This window comes from Nonomuraea sp. NPDC004702 (assembly GCF_053601695.1).
The window spans coordinates 127,138-142,511 of the sequence record NZ_JBSGCE010000004.1; the positions used below are offsets into that span (position 1 = coordinate 127,138).

A 15,374-nucleotide genomic window follows, 5' to 3' on the forward strand; every position below is an offset into this window, starting at 1 on the left:
CGCCCTCCGTTAGCGCTGTGACCTGCGGGGTAGGCCACGGCCAGCGGGAAGTGCGAGCGAGGGGGATTGTGGTCATGCGCACGACTGCTTTTCGGGGCATCAGCTCCTTCAACGGGGAATCGCGGCAACCGGCTCCGCGGCGCATCCAGATCGTGCACACGGAGTCGCGAGGACGGTCGCACCCGTTCGTCGCGGCCGTGCTCGGCGCCTGCGCCGGGGCCGCGGTGACGTACCTGCTGGATCCGGACCGGGGCCGGACGCGCCGCGCCCGCGTGCGGGACAAGGGCTCGCACGCCACCCACGAGGTGCGCGACGGCCTGGGCGTGCTCGGCCGCGACCTGTCCAACAGGGGACGCGGGTCGGCCGCGGCGGCCAGGTACCGCCTGACCGGCGGCACCGCCGACGACCGCGTCCTGCACGAACGCGTACGCGCCGAACTGGGCCGCCACATCAGCCACCCGCACGCCGTCGAGGTCGACGTGCGCGAGCGCGTCGTGACGCTCTCCGGCGACGTGCTCGCGGGCGAGGACGAGCGCGCCCGCCAGAAGGTGCGCCGCATCCCGGGCGTCAAGCGGGTGGAGACCAACTGGCACGTGCACAGGGACGGCACCGACGCGCCCCGGCTGCAGGGCCAGGGCCGCCGCCGCAAGGCGGTGCCGGAGCTGCTGCAGCAGCGCTGGTCGCCCTCGGCCAGGCTGGTCGCGGGCGGGGCGGCGGCCTCGATCTGGGCGGTCACCGGCAAGCTGCCGAGGCCGCTGTCCTGGCTGACCCGCTGCGCCGCCTCCGCGCTGGCCGTGCGGGCGGCGACGAACCTGCCGCTGCGCCGCCTCACCGGCGTCAACGCCGGTCGCGAGGCGATCGATGTCAACGCGGCCGTCTCGATCGCGGCGCCGGTGGCGGCCGTGTGGCCGCTGGTGAGCGACTACTCGCTGTTCCCGCGCTTCATGCCGGACGTCGAGGAGGTCCGGCTGTCGGCCGACGAGCTGCGCTCCCACTGGGTGATCAGGGGCCCGGCCGGGACGCGCATCCGCTTCACGGCCACCGAGACCAAGCGCGAGGAGGGCGCGGAGATCGCCTGGAAGTCCGGCGACGGCGAGCTCATCGCCCACACCGGCGTGCTGCGCGTGGACGCCCAGGCCGACGGCCGGACGCGCGTCCAGGTGCACCTGTGCTACAACCCCATCGCGGGGGCGGCCGGGCACGCCATCGCCGGGCTGCTCGGCGCGCATCCCGCGCGCAAGCTGCGGCAGGATCTGATCCGGCTGAAGGAGCACGTCGAGAACCAGGTGCAGCCGGCCGCGCCGTCCCTGCTCTGACCGCTCTCCGGCCGCTCTCCGGCCGGCGGACGGCCACGCGCGACGGGGGTTCGCGCGTGGCCCGTACGCTGGCGTGATATCGATCCCGATATCACCGGATGGCCGATATCGGTCTTGGACGCCGCCTTTCGTCCTGTGCTGTCATGTCCGGGCTTGCTCCTGTTCCCGCCCGGAGGTGCTCCCGCATGCCCAATCGCCTGTCGAACGTCGGTCGGCTCACGGTCGCGGCGATGTCGGCCGGGTTGCTGACGGCCGCGATCACGCTGCCCGCCGTCGGCGGCACCGGCACGCTGGTCGTCTCCGCCACCGAGCAGCTGAACCTCAAGCCGGTGGCGCTGGCCGAGCCGCCTCTGGCGCAGACCTCCACCGTGTACGACGCCCGCGGCAACGTGATCGCCCGCTTCTACGACCAGAACCGCGAGATCGTCCGCCTGGACCAGATCTCCGAGGTGATGCGGACGGCGGTCGTCGCCATCGAGGACGACCGGTTCTACCAGCACGGCGCGATCGACCTGGAGGGCACGCTGCGCGCCCTGGTCAAGAACCTCAGCTCCGACCGGCTCAGCCAGGGCGGTTCCAGCATCACCCAGCAGTACGTCAAGCAGGTGCTGCTCAACGCGGCCGGCACCGAGCAGGACAAGAACAAGGCCCTGGAGGCCAGCTACGCCCGCAAGCTCAAGGAGCTGCGCTACGCGATGGGCGTCGAGCAGAAGTACGGCAAGGACGAGATCCTGCGCCGCTACCTCAACATCGCCTACTTCGGCGCGGGGGCCAACGGCGTGCAGGCCGCGGCCCGGCGGTTCTTCGGCGTCCCGGCGTCCCGGCTGGACCTGGCCCAGGCCGCCACGCTGGCGGGCGCCGTGCAGGACCCGAACACGACCGACCCGAGCCGCGGCAGGAAGGCCCGCGCGCTGCTGCTGGCCCGGCGCAACGTGGTGCTCGACCGGATGGCCGAGCTGGGCAGGATCACGCCGGAGCAGGCGGCCGCGGCCAAGGCGAGGAAGCTGGGGTTCAAGGACGTCCGGCTGCCCAACGGCTGCGGTGACAGCGACTATCCGTACTTCTGCGAGTACGTCCGGCACGAGCTGCTGGCCAACCCGGCCTTCGGCGGCACGCGGCGGGCCAGGGAACGCGCCTTCGCGCAGGGCGGCCTGAAGATCTACACCACGCTCGACCCGAAGGCCCAGGCCGCCGCCGACCGGGCGATCAGGAAGCACGTCGACGCCACCGACCACGCCCTGGCCGCCGAGGCGCTGGTCGAGCCCGGCACCGGCGCGATCAGGGCCATGGCCGCCAGCCGCGGCTACGGCTCCTCGGCCAGGAAGAAGCAGATCTCCTTCAACGCGGTGGCCGACGCGCGGCACGGCGGGCTGATCGGCTTCCAGGCGGGCTCGACGTTCAAGACGTTCACCCTGGTCGAGGCGCTCAAGCAGGGCATGAAGGTGGACGACGGCATCACCGTGGGCAACGGCTACAAAGCCCCCTCCACGGCCGCCTTCAAGAACTGCGCCGGCGCCGGCGTCGGCGACCCGTCCTGGACGGTCACCAACGACGAGGGCTCCCCCGGTTTCAAGACGCTGCGGACCGGCACGTGGGGCTCGGTGAACACCTTCTTCATGGCGCTGGAGCAGCGGGTGGGGCTGTGCCGGACGGTGGAGACGGCCAAGTCGCTCGGCATCGCCCGCGCCGACGGCCGCAAGCTGCAGGAGTACGAGACGTTCACGCTCGGCATCAACGAGACCGACCCGGTGACGGTGGCCACCGCGTACGCCGCCATCGCCGCCCGGGGCAGATACTGCGCGCCGATGGCCATCACCAAGATCACCGATGCCGCCACCGGCCGGCCGGCCTCGTACCGGCCGTCGTGCCGGCAGGCGCTCGATCCGGGCGTCGCCGACGCGACCGCGCACATCCTGTCGGGCGTGTTCACCAAGGGCACGATGAGCCGCGTCGGCGGCATCGGCCGCCCGGCGGCGGGCAAGACCGGCACCACCGACGGGTACGCCACGGCGTGGTTCGCCGGGTTCACCCCGGACCTGGCGGGCGCGGTCAGCATCGGCGACCCGCGCGGCTCGCAGCGGTACAAGCTGGTGAACACCACGATCGGCGGCCGGCACTTCCCCATCGTGGCCGGGGCCTCGCTGCCGGGGCCGATCTGGAACGACACGATGAGGGCGGCGCTGAAGGGCGTGCCGGCCACGCGGTTCACGCCGATCGACACCGGGCGCTTCGGCGGCTGCGGCGACGCCTGCGCGCCCGCCCGTCCCGACCGGGACGCGGACCGTCCCGACGCGGGCGAGCCCGGCCTCGGGGAGCCGGACCTCGACGACCAGGGCGCGGGGAGGACCCCCGTGGTTCCCGGTCCATAACCCCGACGAGTGACTCAAGAGCTATACGACAGGCGGCGCGGCGCGACCGTACCCTCGATGAGTCCGCACATCTCCGCCTCACGAGGGACGGTTCCGCCATGCCCAAGGCTCGGACGTTCGGCCGGACACATCTGGCGCTCTGCCTCGCGCTCGCCGCCGGGGTCGCCGCCATCGGCGTGAGCGCGGTGGCCGACGCCACCGCCGCACGCCCGGGTGACCCGCGGCCCGTGGTCATCCGCGACACGAACGGCGTCGCGGTCGGGCGGCTCAGCATCCTGCGCGAGGGGTTCGGGACGGCGCGCGTCTCGGTCTCGGTCAAGGGCCTGACGCCCGGCTTCCACGGCTTCCACATCCACACGACGGGCCTGTGCGACCCGAAGGCCGTCGATCCGGCGACCGGCCAGGTCTCCCCCTTCTTCACCGCCGGCGGCCACCTCGACCTGGCCGGCGCCGTCCACGCCGGGCACTCGGGCGATCTGCCGCCGCTGCTGGTCGGCAAGGACGGGACGGGCGCCGCGTCGGTCGTCACCGACCGGTTCGGCCTGCGCGAGCTGACCGACGCCGACGGCAGCGCGGTCATCGTGCACGCGCTCCCCGACAACCTGGCCAACATCCCCACCCGCTACGCCCCGGACGGCCCCGACGAGGCCACCCACAGGACCGGTGACGCGGGCGGCCGCACCGCCTGCGGCGTGATCAGGTGACGCGACACGCGTGAGACCCGCCCTGGCCGGGCGGCGACGCGACACGCGTGAGACCCACCGTGGCCGGGCGGCGACGCGACGCGCGTGAGACCCGCCGTGACCGGGCAGTGACCGAGCGCCCACCCACGTGAGGCCCGCCGTAGCCGGGCGGCGACGCGACGCGTGTGAGGCCCGCCGTGGCCGGGCGGCGGTGTGCGGCTAGTCTCGTGCCGTAACGCCGCCGACCTCGGGGAGTTCCCGTCATGATCTTCATCACCGCGAAGTTCCGCGTCCTGCCGGAGCACGCCGGCCGCTGGCCGGAGATCTCGGCCGAGTTCACCGAGGCCACCCGCGCCGAGCCGGGCTGCCTGTGGTTCGACTGGTCGCGCAGCCTCGACGACCCGGCCGAGTACGTCCTCGTCGAGGCCTTCCGCGACGACGCCGCCGGGGCGGCGCACGTGAGGTCGGCGCACTTCAAGCAGGCCCAGCAGGTGCTGCCCGGCTACCTGGCCGAGACGCCGCGCATCGTCAACGCGAACGTCCCGCAGGACGACTGGTCGCTGCTCGGCGAGATGGCCGTCCCCGAGCGCGGCTGACCGCTCAGGGCCGCAGCACCAGCGCCGGATCCAGCGCCAGGGTGGCGACCGCCAGCGCGAGGAACGCGATCGCCAGGTAGAACTGCGGCGAGCGGTCGGCCACGCGCAGGTGCGTGTAGAGGGCGCAGACGAAGTAGAGGACGAGCCCGGCCGCGGCCGCCGTCCCGGCCAGGGGCACGCCCAGCAGGCCGAGTGTCAGCCCGGCCGCGCCGGCCGCCTTCAGCGTGCCGATCGGCCAGACCAGCCACGACCGCGGCACCCCGGTCCGGTCGAGCGCGGGGCCGAGCGACCGCATCACCGGGGCGAGCCGGGTCATGGCGGCGAACCCGGAGAAGGCGTTGCAGGCGATCGTCACCAGCGCGGTGACGACGTAGGCGGTGGAGTGCGGCACGGGATCCTCCGGTCGGTGTCGGCTGGTCAGCCCTGCGGCCGGAGCCCGGACGCGTGGCCCGCGGCCGGGTCGTCCTGAGGCTGCCGGGCGGGCGAGCGGTCTTCGGCCCGGTCGTCCACGGGCTGCTGGGCGGGCAAGCGGTCGTCGGCCCGGTCGTTCTGGCGGGCGAAGGCCGGGGCGTGGGCGGCGGCCCAGGCGCCGAAGGTGCGGGGCGGGCGGCCGAGCACCGCGGCCGCGTCCCCGGTGACCGGGTGCTGGGGGCGCGTGGCGTACCTGGCGTAGCGCGCCAGCAGGGCCTGGACGAACGGCTCCGGCAGGCCGCCCGCGACCAGACGCCGCTCGGCGGCCTCCGGCGGGATCTCCTCGAAGCGCAGCGGCCGGCCGATCGCCTCGCCGAGCACGGCCACCATCGCGGCGTGGGTCAGCGACTCGGGCCCGGTCAGTTCGAGCCGGCGTCCGGCGTACCCGCCGAGCAGCGTCCTGGCGGCGATCTCGACCAGGTCCCGCTCGTCGATCGGCACCTCCTGGAAGCCCGCGTGCACGTACCGGACCACGTCCCCGGCCCGGATCTGCGGGGCCCACGCCTGGAGGGCGTTGCCGGCGAAGGAGGCGGCGCGCAGGCTGGTCCACTCCAGGCCGCTGTCCACGGCGGCGGCCTCGGCCTCCTTGTTCCGGTCGCCGCGGAAGCGGGAGGGCTGCTCGTCCAGGGGCTCGTCGACGTTCATCGCCGACAGGGCCACCACCCGCCGCGCCCCGCGCTCGGCGGCACGGGCGAGCAGGCCGGGCGCCCCGTCGCCGATGGCGCGCGGGTGCAGGAAGACGGCGGTGACGCCGTCCAGGTGGCCGGCGAGGGTCTCGGGGCGGGCCGGGTCGCCCTCGACGGCCTCGGCCCCGGCGGGCAGGCGCACCCCGGCCGCCGAACGGGTGACGGCGCGTACCTTGGCCCCTCGGGCGGTGAGCAGTTCGACCAGCGGGCGTCCGAACGTCCCGGTGGCGCCGGTGACGAGAATCATGTCGTTCATGCCCTTTGAGAGGAACCCGGGACGGGAAGTGTGACATCGGCTGGGGCCGATTCACGGGACCCGCCGACAAGGGGTGCTTTATCCGGATCGGAGCGCTGGGCGGCTACTCTGCGGCCCATGCACACCCAGTCACTCGCACCCGGTCCGGCCCTCGGCCCCAGGCTCATCAGAGCCGAGATCCTCGTCGTGCTGTCGGTCTCGCTCGGCGCCAGCGCGGTGTTGTCGCTGGTCCGGCTGATCGGCTCGCTGACCGCGCCCAAGGAGCTGAAGGGGCAGCAGGCCGTGCTGGTCGGCTCGCTGGCCCCCGGGCGGCCGTGGCTGGACTTGACCTTGCAGCTCGTGGACATCGCGATCTCGGTGGCGCCGGTCGCGCTGGTGGCGTACCTGCTGGTGCGGTCGGGCGAGTCGTTGCGGACGATCGGGGTGGACCTGCGCGAGCCGGGCCGCGACACATTGCGCGGCGCGCTGCTCGCCGCCGCGATCGGCGGCACGGGACTGGCCTTCTACCTGGTGGTCTACGCGCTGGGCGTCAACCTGACGGTGGTGCCGGGGCAGTTGCCCGAGGTGTGGTGGCGGGTGCCGGTGCTGCTGCTGGCCGCCGCGCAGAACGGTGTGCTGGAGGAGGTGCTGGTCAGCGGCTACCTGCTGCACCGGCTGGACCAGGCGGGCTGGGGTCCGTGGCGGGCGGTGGCCGTGTCGTCGGTGTTGCGGGGGTCGTACCACCTGTATCAGGGGTTCGGGGGGTTCGTCGGGAACGTGGTCATGGGGCTGGTGTTCGGACGGCTGTACCAGCGGTGGGGGCGCGCGATGCCGCTGGTGATCGCGCACACGCTGATCGACGTGGTGGCCTTCGTCGGGTACGCCGCCCTGCACGGCCGGGTGAGCTGGCTCCCCTGACGCAAGCAACTTGCACGACTGTCGCAAGAAACCGATAAACACTTGCAGCTCGACAACAAAGCTCCGAAACTCCTTCGCAGGAGCCTTGTGTCGCGGGGTCGTGGGGTCCTACTGTCACCTCACCCCCCGAGAGAATCGAGCTTCGGATGTCAGGCACGAGCACATCCCGGAGGGTCGTGGCGGTGCTCGCCGCGGCCCTCGGCCTCCCCCTCGCCTCGCTCGCCGTCCCCGCGCAGGCCGTGGCGGCACATGGGCCCGTGGTCACCAGGGCCGCCCTCGACCCGGCCCTGGTCGCCGGCCGGGGCGCGCGCGTCGGCTTCGCCGAGCAGGAGGCCGAGAACGCCTCGACGGACGGCACGGTCATCGGCCCCGACCGCACCGCCTACACGCTGCCCGCCGAGGCGTCCGGACGGCGGGCGGTCCGGCTGACGCCCGGCCGGCACGTCGAGTTCACCCTGCCGGCCGCGGCCAACGCGATCACGGTCCGCTACAGCATCCCCGACGCGCCCACGGGCGGCGGCATCACCGCGCCGCTCGACGTCGCGGTCAACGGCCGTCACCGGGCCACCATGACGCTGACCTCGCAGTACTCCTGGCTGTACAACCAGTACCCCTTCACCAACGACCCCGGCGCCGACCTGCTGCACCCGGACTGGTGGATCACCGAGTGCTCCTGCGTGCCCAGCGCCACCACCCCGGCCCCGGCGATCGCCAAGCCGTTCCGGCCCAGCCACTTCTACGACGAGCAGCGCCTGCTGCTCGGGCGCACGTACCGGGCGGGCGACCGGATCCGGCTGACGGCGAGCGCCGGAGCCGCCTGGACGGTCATCGACCTGCTCGACTCCGAGCTCGTCGCCCCGCCGCGGATCGAGCCGGTCTCGGCCAACGTGCTGGCCTTCGGCGCGGACCCGTCCGGGCGCCGCGAGTCGTCGGCCGCCTTCGACCGGGCCGTCGCCGTCGCCAGGCGCGCCCACCTGAAGGTGTACGTCCCGCCCGGCACGTACCAGGTCAACCGGCACATCATCGTGGACGACGTGACGATCACGGGCGCCGGAAGCTGGTACACGATCATCAAGGGCCGCGAGGTCACCCTGGACGCCCCGGCGCCCGACGGGTCCGTCCACACCGGCGTCGGCTTCTACGGCAGGGACGCCGCGGACGGCGGCAGCCGCAACGTGCACCTGTCCGGGTTCGCCATCGAGGGCGACGTCCGCGAGCGCGTCGACACCGACCAGGTCAACGGCGTCGGCGGCGCGATGAGCGACTCCACGATCGAGGACCTGCACATCCACCACACCAAGGTCGGCCTCTGGTTCGACGGCCCGATGAGCGGCACCCGCGTCACCGGCAACGTGATCGCCGACCAGATCGCCGACGGGCTCAACCTGCACACCGGCGTCACCGGCACGGTCGTGTCGGACAACTTCGTCCGCAACTCCCGCGACGACGGCCTGGCCATGTGGTCGGAACACACGGCGGACGCGCGCAACACCTTCGACCACAACACGGTCCAGACGCCGGTGCTGGCCAACGGCATCGCGATCTACGGCGGCACGGACAACACGGTGTCGGCCAACCTGATCGCCGACCCCGTCCGCGAGGGCAGCGCCCTGCAGGTCGGCTCCCGCTTCGGCGCCGAGCCGTTCGCCGGCCGCCTGGACATCACCGGCAACACCACCGTGCGGGCCGGCACGTACGAGCTGAACTGGAAGATCGGCCTCGGCGCCATCTGGTTCTACGCCCTGGAGCGGAACATCGACGCCGACATCCGGGTGACCGGCGACCACTACCTGGACAACACCTACAACGCCGTCATGCTGGTCGCCGACTGGCCCGTCAAGGACCTCTACTCCATCACGAACCTGCGCTTCAAGGACGTCCGGGTGGACGGCACCGGCACCTCGGTGCTCAGCGCCCGCGCCGCCGGCTCGGCCGCCTTCGAGAACGTGGACGCCCGCAACGTGGGCGCGGTCCCCGTGAACAACTGCGGCACCTTCCACTTCACCCCGTCCGGCTCGGAGTTCACGCTGACGGACGGCGGCGGCAACGACGGCTGGCTCGCCCCCTGGCTCCTGCCCAACACCCTCACCTGCGACGACCGCCCTCCGGCGATCCCCCCACCGGCCCCCGCCCCCTGGTGAGACGGCCGCGTTAGGCGCCGGGGTGCGGGGCAGGAGGACGGCATGACCGACACCTACGACCGGGTCGCCATTGTGACGGGCGCCGACTCCGGCATCGGCAGGGCCACCGCCGTGCTGCTGGCCGAGCACGGGTTCGACGTGGGGATCACCTACCACGAGGACGAGGACGGCGCACGGGAGACCGCCGCGCTGGTACGGGACGCGGGCAAGGCGGCGGCCGTGCGCCGCCACGACCTGACCGACCCGGTCCGCGCCGCGCACGTCGTCGACGAGCTGGCCGGGGATCTGGGCGGGCTCGGCGTGCTGGTCAACAACGCCGGCACCGGGTCGTCGGAGCCGCTGCTCGACATGGACTACGAGCGCTGGCGTTCGGTGTTGTCGGTGGACCTGGACGGGCCGTTCCTGTGCGCGCAGCGGGCGGCGCGGCGGATGGTCGCCGAGGGGCGCGGCGGCCGGATCGTGAACGTCACCAGCGTGCACGAGGAGTACCCGAGGGTGGGGGCGGGGCCGTACTGCGCGGCCAAGGGCGGGTTGAAGCTGCTCAGCCGGGTGCTGGCGCTGGAGCTGGCCGCGCACGGCATCACGGTCAACACGGTCGCGCCCGGCGAGATCGCCACCCCGATGACCGGGCAGGAGGACCGGCCGCCGCGGGCCGGGAGCCGTCCGGGGTACCCGATCCCGCGGCCGGGCGACGCCCGGGAGGTCGCCGCGGTCATCGCCTTCCTGGCCTCGCCGGCCGCCTCGTACATGACCGGGTCGTCGGTGTTCGTGGACGGCGGCCTGGTCACGATGGGACCGCAGGCGGCGGGGGCGCTCCAGTCCGGCGACTGGCGTTGACCCCGCACCCCCGCCCGCCCGCTCCCACGCGGCACCCTCACCCCCAGGCGAATGGCACCGCGGTCCTTCAGCCGGCCCGCCGTCGTTCAGGCGGCCCGCCGTCGTTCAGGCGGTGGCCGGATGGCCGACCGCGAGGGCCGCGGCCACCTGCGGCGCGACCCGCTCCGCCCAGCGCCCCAGCAGCTCCTCCAGCTCGGGCAGCCGCGACTCCAGCACCGCAAGCCCCGGTGTCGGCACGGTCGCGCCGAGCTCCACCAGCAGCGGACGCAGGTGCACCTCGACCGCCAGCGCGTGCTTCGGATCCCCCATGACCAGCAGCGGCAACGCCACCACCCCGGCCAGCGCCTCCGGCCGCAACCGGTCGAGGAACGCCTTCAGCAGCCCGGTGTACGTGCCCTTGTAGGTGGGGCTGGCCACCACCAGCACCCGTGCCTCGGCGACCAGCTCCAGCGCCACCTCCACGCCGGGCGCGGGCCCGGGGGCGAGCAGGTGCGGCCCGAGCGCCGACAGGTCGATCACGTCGTGCGCGCCCGGGAGGCCGAGCCGCCGCGCGACGGCCTCGGCGGCCTCCACGGCCACGGTCCGCGTCCTGGAGCCCTCGCGGGGGTTGCCGACCAGCGCGACGACGCTCATCCGGCCACCGCCGCCGCCAGCCCGGCGGCGTACCGGGAGACGGGCCGGGTCAGGCCGTAGTTGTCGCGGAGGGTACGGCCCTCGTACTCGTACCGGAACAGGCCCCTGACCTGCAACTCCGGCACGACGTGGTCCACGAAGTCGGACAGTCCCGACGGGAGCAGCGGCGGCATGATGTTGAAGCCGTCGGCGGCCCCGGTGAAGAACCACTCCTGGAGCTGGTCGGCGATCTGCTCGGGCGTCCCGGCGACCACGCGGTGGCCGCGGCCGCCGGCCAGCCGGTTGAGCAGTTGCCTGACCGTCAGGCGTTCCCGCCTGGCCAGGTCGATGACGAGCTTGCGCCGGCTCTGCGCGCCCTCGGTCTCGACGGCCACGTCCGGCAGCGGCCGGTCGAGGTCGTCCTCGGTCAGCTCGATGCCGGTCAGGTGGGAGAGCTGGGCCAGGCCGTAGGCGGGGATGATCAGGTCTTCGAGCTCCTTCTCCAGGTGCAGCGCCTCCCGTTCGGTCGAGCCGATGATCGGCGAGATGCCGGGCAGGACGAGCACGTCGCCGGGCAGGACGAGCACGTCGCCGGGCTGCCTGCCGTGGGCGGCCACCCGTCGCTTGAGGTCGCTGTAGAACTCCTGGCCCTCCTCCAGGGTCTGCTGGGCGGTGAAGACGGCCTCGGCGTGCCGGGCGGCGAACTCCTTGCCGTCCTCCGACGACCCGGCCTGCACCAGCAGCGGACGGCCCTGCGGGGAACGGGAGGTGTTCAACGGCCCCCGGACGGCGAAGTGGCGGCCGATGTGCTCGACGGGATGGATCTTGCCGGTGTCGGCGTAGCGACCGCCGGTGCGGTCGCCCAGGATGGCGTCGTCCTCCCAGCTGTCCCAGAGCTTGCCGACGACCTCCAGGAACTCGTCCGCCCTGGCGTAGCGGGCGGCGTGCGTGGGGCGTTCGACGCCGAAGTTGAGCGCCTCGGCCTCGCTGGCGGAGGTGACGATGTTCCAGCCGGCCCGGCCGCCGCTGATGTGGTCGAGGGAGGCGAACTTGCGCGCCACGTGGAAGGGCTCGTTGTACGTCGTGGAGACGGTCGCGATCAGGCCGATGTGGTCGGTCACCGAGGCCAGCGCGGCCAGCAGCGTGAGCGGCTCCAGCCCGCCGAGCGCGTTGTGCCGGACGTCGCCCTGCAGCGCCACGCCGTCGGCGAGGAAGAGCGAGTCGAGCTTGCCGCGCTCGGCGATCCTGGCCAGCTCCTGGTAGTGGCGGACGTCGGTCAGGCGGCTCGGCTCGGTGCGGGGGTGCCGCCAGGCGGCCTCGTGATGGCCGACGCCCATGAGGAAGGCGTTCAGGTGGAGCTTTCTCGTCACGTGGTCCTCCAGGTGGAGAAGCGGCGCTCGACGCCGATCAGGAGCAGGTTGAACAGCAGGCCGACCACGGAGATCGTGATGATGCCGGCGTACATGTCGGGGATGCGGAAGCTGGACTGGGCGTCGAGGATGAGGTACCCGAGCCCGGCCTTGGCGCCGACCATCTCGGCGAACAGCAGCACGAGGATCGAGTACGCGCCCGCCAGGCGCACCCCCGTGAAGATGGTGGGCACGGCGGCCGGCAGGATCACCTTCTGGAACAGCCGCACCGGGCCGAGGCCCATCGACCGGGCCGACTTGATCAGCAGGGGTTCGACGGTCTTCACGCCGCTGACGGTGTTGAGCAGGATGGGCCAGGAGCAGGCGTACAGGACGAACGCCACCTTCGTCGTCTCGCCGATGCCGAGGATGAGCGTGAAGACCGGCAGCAGCGCGACCGCCGAGGTGTTGCGGAACACCTCCAGCAGCGGGGTGAGGAAGTCGGCGACGGGCTTGTACCAGCCGATCAGCAGCCCGAGCGGGATGGCCAGCACGATCGCCAGGCCGAACCCGGACAGCGAGCGCGCCAGCGACGCCCCCAGGTGCTCCGGGAGCCGGCCCGTGAGCAGCAGGTCCGCGCCGGCGGCCAGGCTCTCCGACAACGGGGGCACGAACACGGGGTCCACCACGCCGAGGCGGGGCAGCACCTCCCAGGCGGCCAGGAGCAGCAGGATCGCGGCCGAGTTCCGCACCGCCCGCCGCGCCGGCCCGCCCGCCCGCCGCCACGTCGCCGCCTTCCGGCTCGTCCCGGCCGGGGCCGTCTTCCGGCTCGTCCCGGCCGACGCCGCCTTCCGGTCCTCCCCCTCGGTGGGCCGGACAGCGGTGGGCCGGACAGCGGCGGGTTCGTCCCGGGTGGCGGGTTCGTCCCGGGTGGCGGGGTCGGGGTCGTCGTCGGGGAGGTCGTACCAGTGGACGTCGCCCTCGGGACGCGTCCGTTCGTCGGCGCGGGCGTCAGTCATGCCGGATCGCCGCCTTCCGCTCCTGCACCTGCGCCGCGGCGACCTCGTCGCGCAGCAGCCCCCACACGTGGTGCCGGTACTCGCCGAAGCGCGGGTCGGCCCGCAGGTCGCCCTCGCGCGAGTCGAAGTCCACCTCGATGATCTCCTTGATCCGGCCCGGTCTGGAGGTCATCACGGCGACGCGTTGCCCCAGGTAGACGGCCTCGTCGATGCCGTGCGTGATGAACACGACGGTCTTGCGGGTGTGCTGCCAGATGCGCAGCAGCTCCTCCTGGAGCGACTCGCGGGTCTGCGCGTCGAGCGCGGCGAACGGCTCGTCCATCAGCAGGACGTCGGGGTCGAAGGCCAGGCTGCGGGCGATGGCGACGCGCTGGCGCATGCCGCCCGACAGTTCGTGCGGGTAGCGGTCCTCGAAGCCGGACAGTCCGACCAGTTCCAGGTGCCGCCGCGCCCGTTCCGTACGCTCGGCCCTGGGCACGCCCTTGGCCTCCAGCCCGAAGGCCACGTTGGCCAGCGCGGTCCGCCAGGGGAACAGCGCGTACTGCTGGAAGACGATCCCCCGGTCGAGGCCGGGCCCGGTGACGGGTGCGCCGTTGACCACGATCTGGCCCGACGTCGGCTCGGTGAGGCCCGCGACCAGGTCGAGGAGGGTGGACTTGCCGCAGCCGCTGGGCCCGACCAGCGTGAGGAACTCCCCTTCGCGGACGTCCAGCTCGATCCCGGACAGGGCGGTGAACGGCTCGCCCGCGTCCCTGACCGTGAACTCCTTGGAGACGTTCCGGATGCCGATCTTGGTCTGGACGCCGGTCTCGCTGATCGTGGCGGTCATGAGCCGCTCCCGTTCGCGTAGGGGTTGAACTCGTTGGTGTAGAGGTCGGTGGCCTTGACCTGGCCAGGACGGATCTCGCCCTCGCGCTGGAGCCAGTCGATCCACCGCTGGAACTCCCGGCTGTCGATGACGCCGCCCCTGCCCGCGATGCCGGTGCTCTTCCAGAGCTTCACGACGTCGGTGCTCTCGTTGCGCCCGCGCTTGGCGATGATCTGCTGGAACTTGGCGACGACCTCCTCGCGCGGCCGGGTCTGCGCCCAGGCGATGGCCTTGGCGAAACCGGCGACGAAGGTCCGAACGGTGCCGGGGTTCCTGGCGATGAAGTCCTCGCGCAGCACGACGGACCCGGCCGTGAACGGCCCGAACAGCTCGACGTCGGTGAACAGCGGACGCAGCCCGCCGCGTTCGAGCGCCTTGTCCTTGAGCACGCCGCCGAGCGTGCCGACGTCGAGCTGCCCCTGCCGCAGCGCCTGCTCGGTGTTGACCGGCGGGATGACCACGAGCTGGACCTGCTCGATCTCGGCCGGGGTCAGCCCCTGACGCTTGAGGTACTCCTTGATGACGGCCTCGTGGTGGGCGCCGAGGGTGTTGACGCCGATCTTCTTGCCGATGAGGTCGCGGGCGGTTCTGATGGGGCTGTCGTCCTTGACGTAGTAGCCGTTGAACGACTTCTCGTCCGAGCCGTAGTAGCCGATCACCGCCTTGATCGGGGCCTTGGCCGCCTTGAGCTTGATGACGGCGCCGTCGAAGGCGCCGCCGAAGTCGGTCTGGCCGGTGGCCGCGGACTGGATGTCCTGCGGCCCCGAGGTGGTGTTGCCCACCCACTTGAGCTTGACGTCGCCGAGGTAGCCGAGCTCCGCGGCCAGTTCGGGGAAGGTGACGGTGCCCGCGTTGCCCTGGTAGCGGAGCTCCTTCACCTCCGGTTCGCCGGGTTTCGCCGAGCCCTCGGCCGCGCCGCAGCCGACGGTCACGGTGGCGAGCAGCACGGCGAGGAGTGCACGTCTGATGTTGATCACGATGAGTTCCTCTGGGGAGAACTGCGCAGGGGGTAGGGAGGTCTGCCGGAGGTGCGTGATCAGCGACACTGCGCGCTGGCGACGTGGCCGTGGTCCACGTGCGGGCGCCGGGTCAGGTAGAGGCCCTGGCTCATGCGTACGAAGCTACGGAACCCCGGACGCTAAGTCAACATTTCCTACTGGCTATACATGAAAAGCCGAGACCATGCCGGATGGGAATGCCTTTTCCACAGACGGCACGACGGGCGTGACGCGCCTGGTCAGCGAGGCACTGCCCGGCCTTGCGGCACGCCGGAT

14 protein-coding genes are annotated in these 15,374 nt (G+C 72.7%); 7 read left to right on the forward strand and 7 right to left on the reverse strand.

From position 1 onward, the window contains the following. Positions 1-74: 74 nt before the first annotated feature. The 4 genes from ACWEJ6_RS07560 (at position 75) to ACWEJ6_RS07575 (ending at position 4,964) form a co-directional block, all read left to right on the forward strand. A complete protein-coding gene (locus ACWEJ6_RS07560; protein WP_387672983.1) occupies positions 75-1,316 on the forward strand; it encodes an SRPBCC family protein in 1,242 nt (413 codons plus the stop codon). 185 nt (positions 1,317-1,501) lie between these two features. After that, complete coding sequence (locus ACWEJ6_RS07565) at positions 1,502-3,685, forward strand: transglycosylase domain-containing protein (RefSeq protein ID WP_452422152.1); 2,184 nt, start codon at positions 1,502-1,504, stop codon at positions 3,683-3,685. Positions 3,686-3,783: 98 nt separating this feature from the next. Continuing rightward, entirely contained in the window at positions 3,784-4,389 is a 606-nt protein-coding gene (locus tag ACWEJ6_RS07570; protein WP_452422154.1) for a superoxide dismutase family protein, read from the forward strand. A gap of 242 nt (positions 4,390-4,631) precedes the next feature. Beyond that, the gene (locus tag ACWEJ6_RS07575; protein WP_452422156.1) at positions 4,632-4,964 is read left to right on the forward strand and encodes a putative quinol monooxygenase; all 333 of its coding nucleotides are present in this window, start codon (positions 4,632-4,634) and stop codon (positions 4,962-4,964) included. Positions 4,965-4,968: 4 nt separating this feature from the next. Here ACWEJ6_RS07575 and ACWEJ6_RS07580 read toward each other — a convergent pair whose 3' ends face one another. Together ACWEJ6_RS07580 and ACWEJ6_RS07585 are read right to left on the reverse strand one after the other, a co-directional pair. Then, a complete protein-coding gene (locus ACWEJ6_RS07580; protein ID WP_452422158.1) occupies positions 4,969-5,355 on the reverse strand; it encodes a DoxX family protein in 387 nt (128 codons plus the stop codon). Positions 5,356-5,381: 26 nt separating this feature from the next. After that, positions 5,382-6,377: an NAD(P)H-binding protein gene (locus tag ACWEJ6_RS07585; RefSeq protein ID WP_452422160.1), complete on the reverse strand. Its 996-nt coding sequence runs from the start codon at positions 6,375-6,377 to the stop codon at positions 5,382-5,384. Between the two features lie 117 nt (positions 6,378-6,494). Between ACWEJ6_RS07585 and ACWEJ6_RS07590 the strand changes: the two genes are divergently transcribed. From ACWEJ6_RS07590 to ACWEJ6_RS07600, 3 genes are all read left to right on the forward strand, one after another. Then, positions 6,495-7,274 carry a CPBP family intramembrane glutamic endopeptidase gene (locus ACWEJ6_RS07590; RefSeq protein WP_358292488.1) on the forward strand — a complete coding sequence of 260 codons (780 nt, stop codon included), beginning with the start codon at positions 6,495-6,497 and terminating at the stop codon, positions 7,272-7,274. 176 nt (positions 7,275-7,450) lie between these two features. Continuing rightward, positions 7,451-9,415, forward strand: a complete 1,965-nt coding sequence (locus ACWEJ6_RS07595) for a glycosyl hydrolase family 28-related protein (protein WP_452422162.1) — start codon at positions 7,451-7,453, stop codon at positions 9,413-9,415. Positions 9,416-9,457: 42 nt separating this feature from the next. Continuing rightward, positions 9,458-10,252, forward strand: a complete 795-nt coding sequence (locus ACWEJ6_RS07600) for an SDR family oxidoreductase (RefSeq protein WP_387672954.1) — start codon at positions 9,458-9,460, stop codon at positions 10,250-10,252. Between the two features lie 105 nt (positions 10,253-10,357). Here ACWEJ6_RS07600 and ACWEJ6_RS07605 read toward each other — a convergent pair whose 3' ends face one another. Genes ACWEJ6_RS07605 through ACWEJ6_RS07625 form a run of 5 tightly spaced genes read right to left on the reverse strand, consistent with a single transcriptional unit; the run spans position 10,358 to position 15,077 of the window. Continuing rightward, the gene (locus ACWEJ6_RS07605) at positions 10,358-10,885 is read right to left on the reverse strand and encodes an NADPH-dependent FMN reductase (protein WP_452422164.1); all 528 of its coding nucleotides are present in this window, start codon (positions 10,883-10,885) and stop codon (positions 10,358-10,360) included. Beyond that, entirely contained in the window at positions 10,882-12,234 is a 1,353-nt protein-coding gene (locus ACWEJ6_RS07610; protein WP_452422166.1) for an LLM class flavin-dependent oxidoreductase, read from the reverse strand. Before ACWEJ6_RS07610 ends, ACWEJ6_RS07605 begins: the two co-directional genes overlap by 4 nt. Then, a complete protein-coding gene (locus ACWEJ6_RS07615; protein ID WP_452422168.1) occupies positions 12,231-13,232 on the reverse strand; it encodes an ABC transporter permease in 1,002 nt (333 codons plus the stop codon). Before ACWEJ6_RS07615 ends, ACWEJ6_RS07610 begins: the two co-directional genes overlap by 4 nt. Next, the gene (locus tag ACWEJ6_RS07620; RefSeq protein WP_358292467.1) at positions 13,225-14,061 is read right to left on the reverse strand and encodes an ABC transporter ATP-binding protein; all 837 of its coding nucleotides are present in this window, start codon (positions 14,059-14,061) and stop codon (positions 13,225-13,227) included. The genes ACWEJ6_RS07615 and ACWEJ6_RS07620 overlap by 8 nt, the downstream gene beginning before the upstream one ends. Continuing rightward, a complete protein-coding gene (locus ACWEJ6_RS07625; protein ID WP_452422170.1) occupies positions 14,058-15,077 on the reverse strand; it encodes an ABC transporter substrate-binding protein in 1,020 nt (339 codons plus the stop codon). The genes ACWEJ6_RS07620 and ACWEJ6_RS07625 overlap by 4 nt, the downstream gene beginning before the upstream one ends. Between the last annotated feature and the right edge of the window lie 297 nt (positions 15,078-15,374).

Excerpts from the sequence above, each read along its gene's own strand:
- ACWEJ6_RS07560 (WP_387672983.1), top strand. The coding sequence starts at position 75 with ATGCGCACGACTGCTTTTCGGGGCATCAGCTCCTTCAACGGGGAATCG.
- ACWEJ6_RS07585 (WP_452422160.1), bottom strand. The coding sequence starts at position 6,377 with ATGAACGACATGATTCTCGTCACCGGCGCCACCGGGACGTTCGGACGC.
- ACWEJ6_RS07570 (WP_452422154.1), top strand. The coding sequence starts at position 3,784 with ATGCCCAAGGCTCGGACGTTCGGCCGGACACATCTGGCGCTCTGCCTC.
- ACWEJ6_RS07620 (WP_358292467.1), bottom strand. The coding sequence starts at position 14,061 with ATGACCGCCACGATCAGCGAGACCGGCGTCCAGACCAAGATCGGCATC.
- ACWEJ6_RS07575 (WP_452422156.1), top strand. The coding sequence starts at position 4,632 with ATGATCTTCATCACCGCGAAGTTCCGCGTCCTGCCGGAGCACGCCGGC.
- ACWEJ6_RS07615 (WP_452422168.1), bottom strand. The coding sequence starts at position 13,232 with ATGACTGACGCCCGCGCCGACGAACGGACGCGTCCCGAGGGCGACGTC.
- ACWEJ6_RS07600 (WP_387672954.1), top strand. The coding sequence starts at position 9,458 with ATGACCGACACCTACGACCGGGTCGCCATTGTGACGGGCGCCGACTCC.
- ACWEJ6_RS07605 (WP_452422164.1), bottom strand. The coding sequence starts at position 10,885 with ATGAGCGTCGTCGCGCTGGTCGGCAACCCCCGCGAGGGCTCCAGGACG.
- ACWEJ6_RS07565 (WP_452422152.1), top strand. The coding sequence starts at position 1,502 with ATGCCCAATCGCCTGTCGAACGTCGGTCGGCTCACGGTCGCGGCGATG.
- ACWEJ6_RS07590 (WP_358292488.1), top strand. The coding sequence starts at position 6,495 with ATGCACACCCAGTCACTCGCACCCGGTCCGGCCCTCGGCCCCAGGCTC.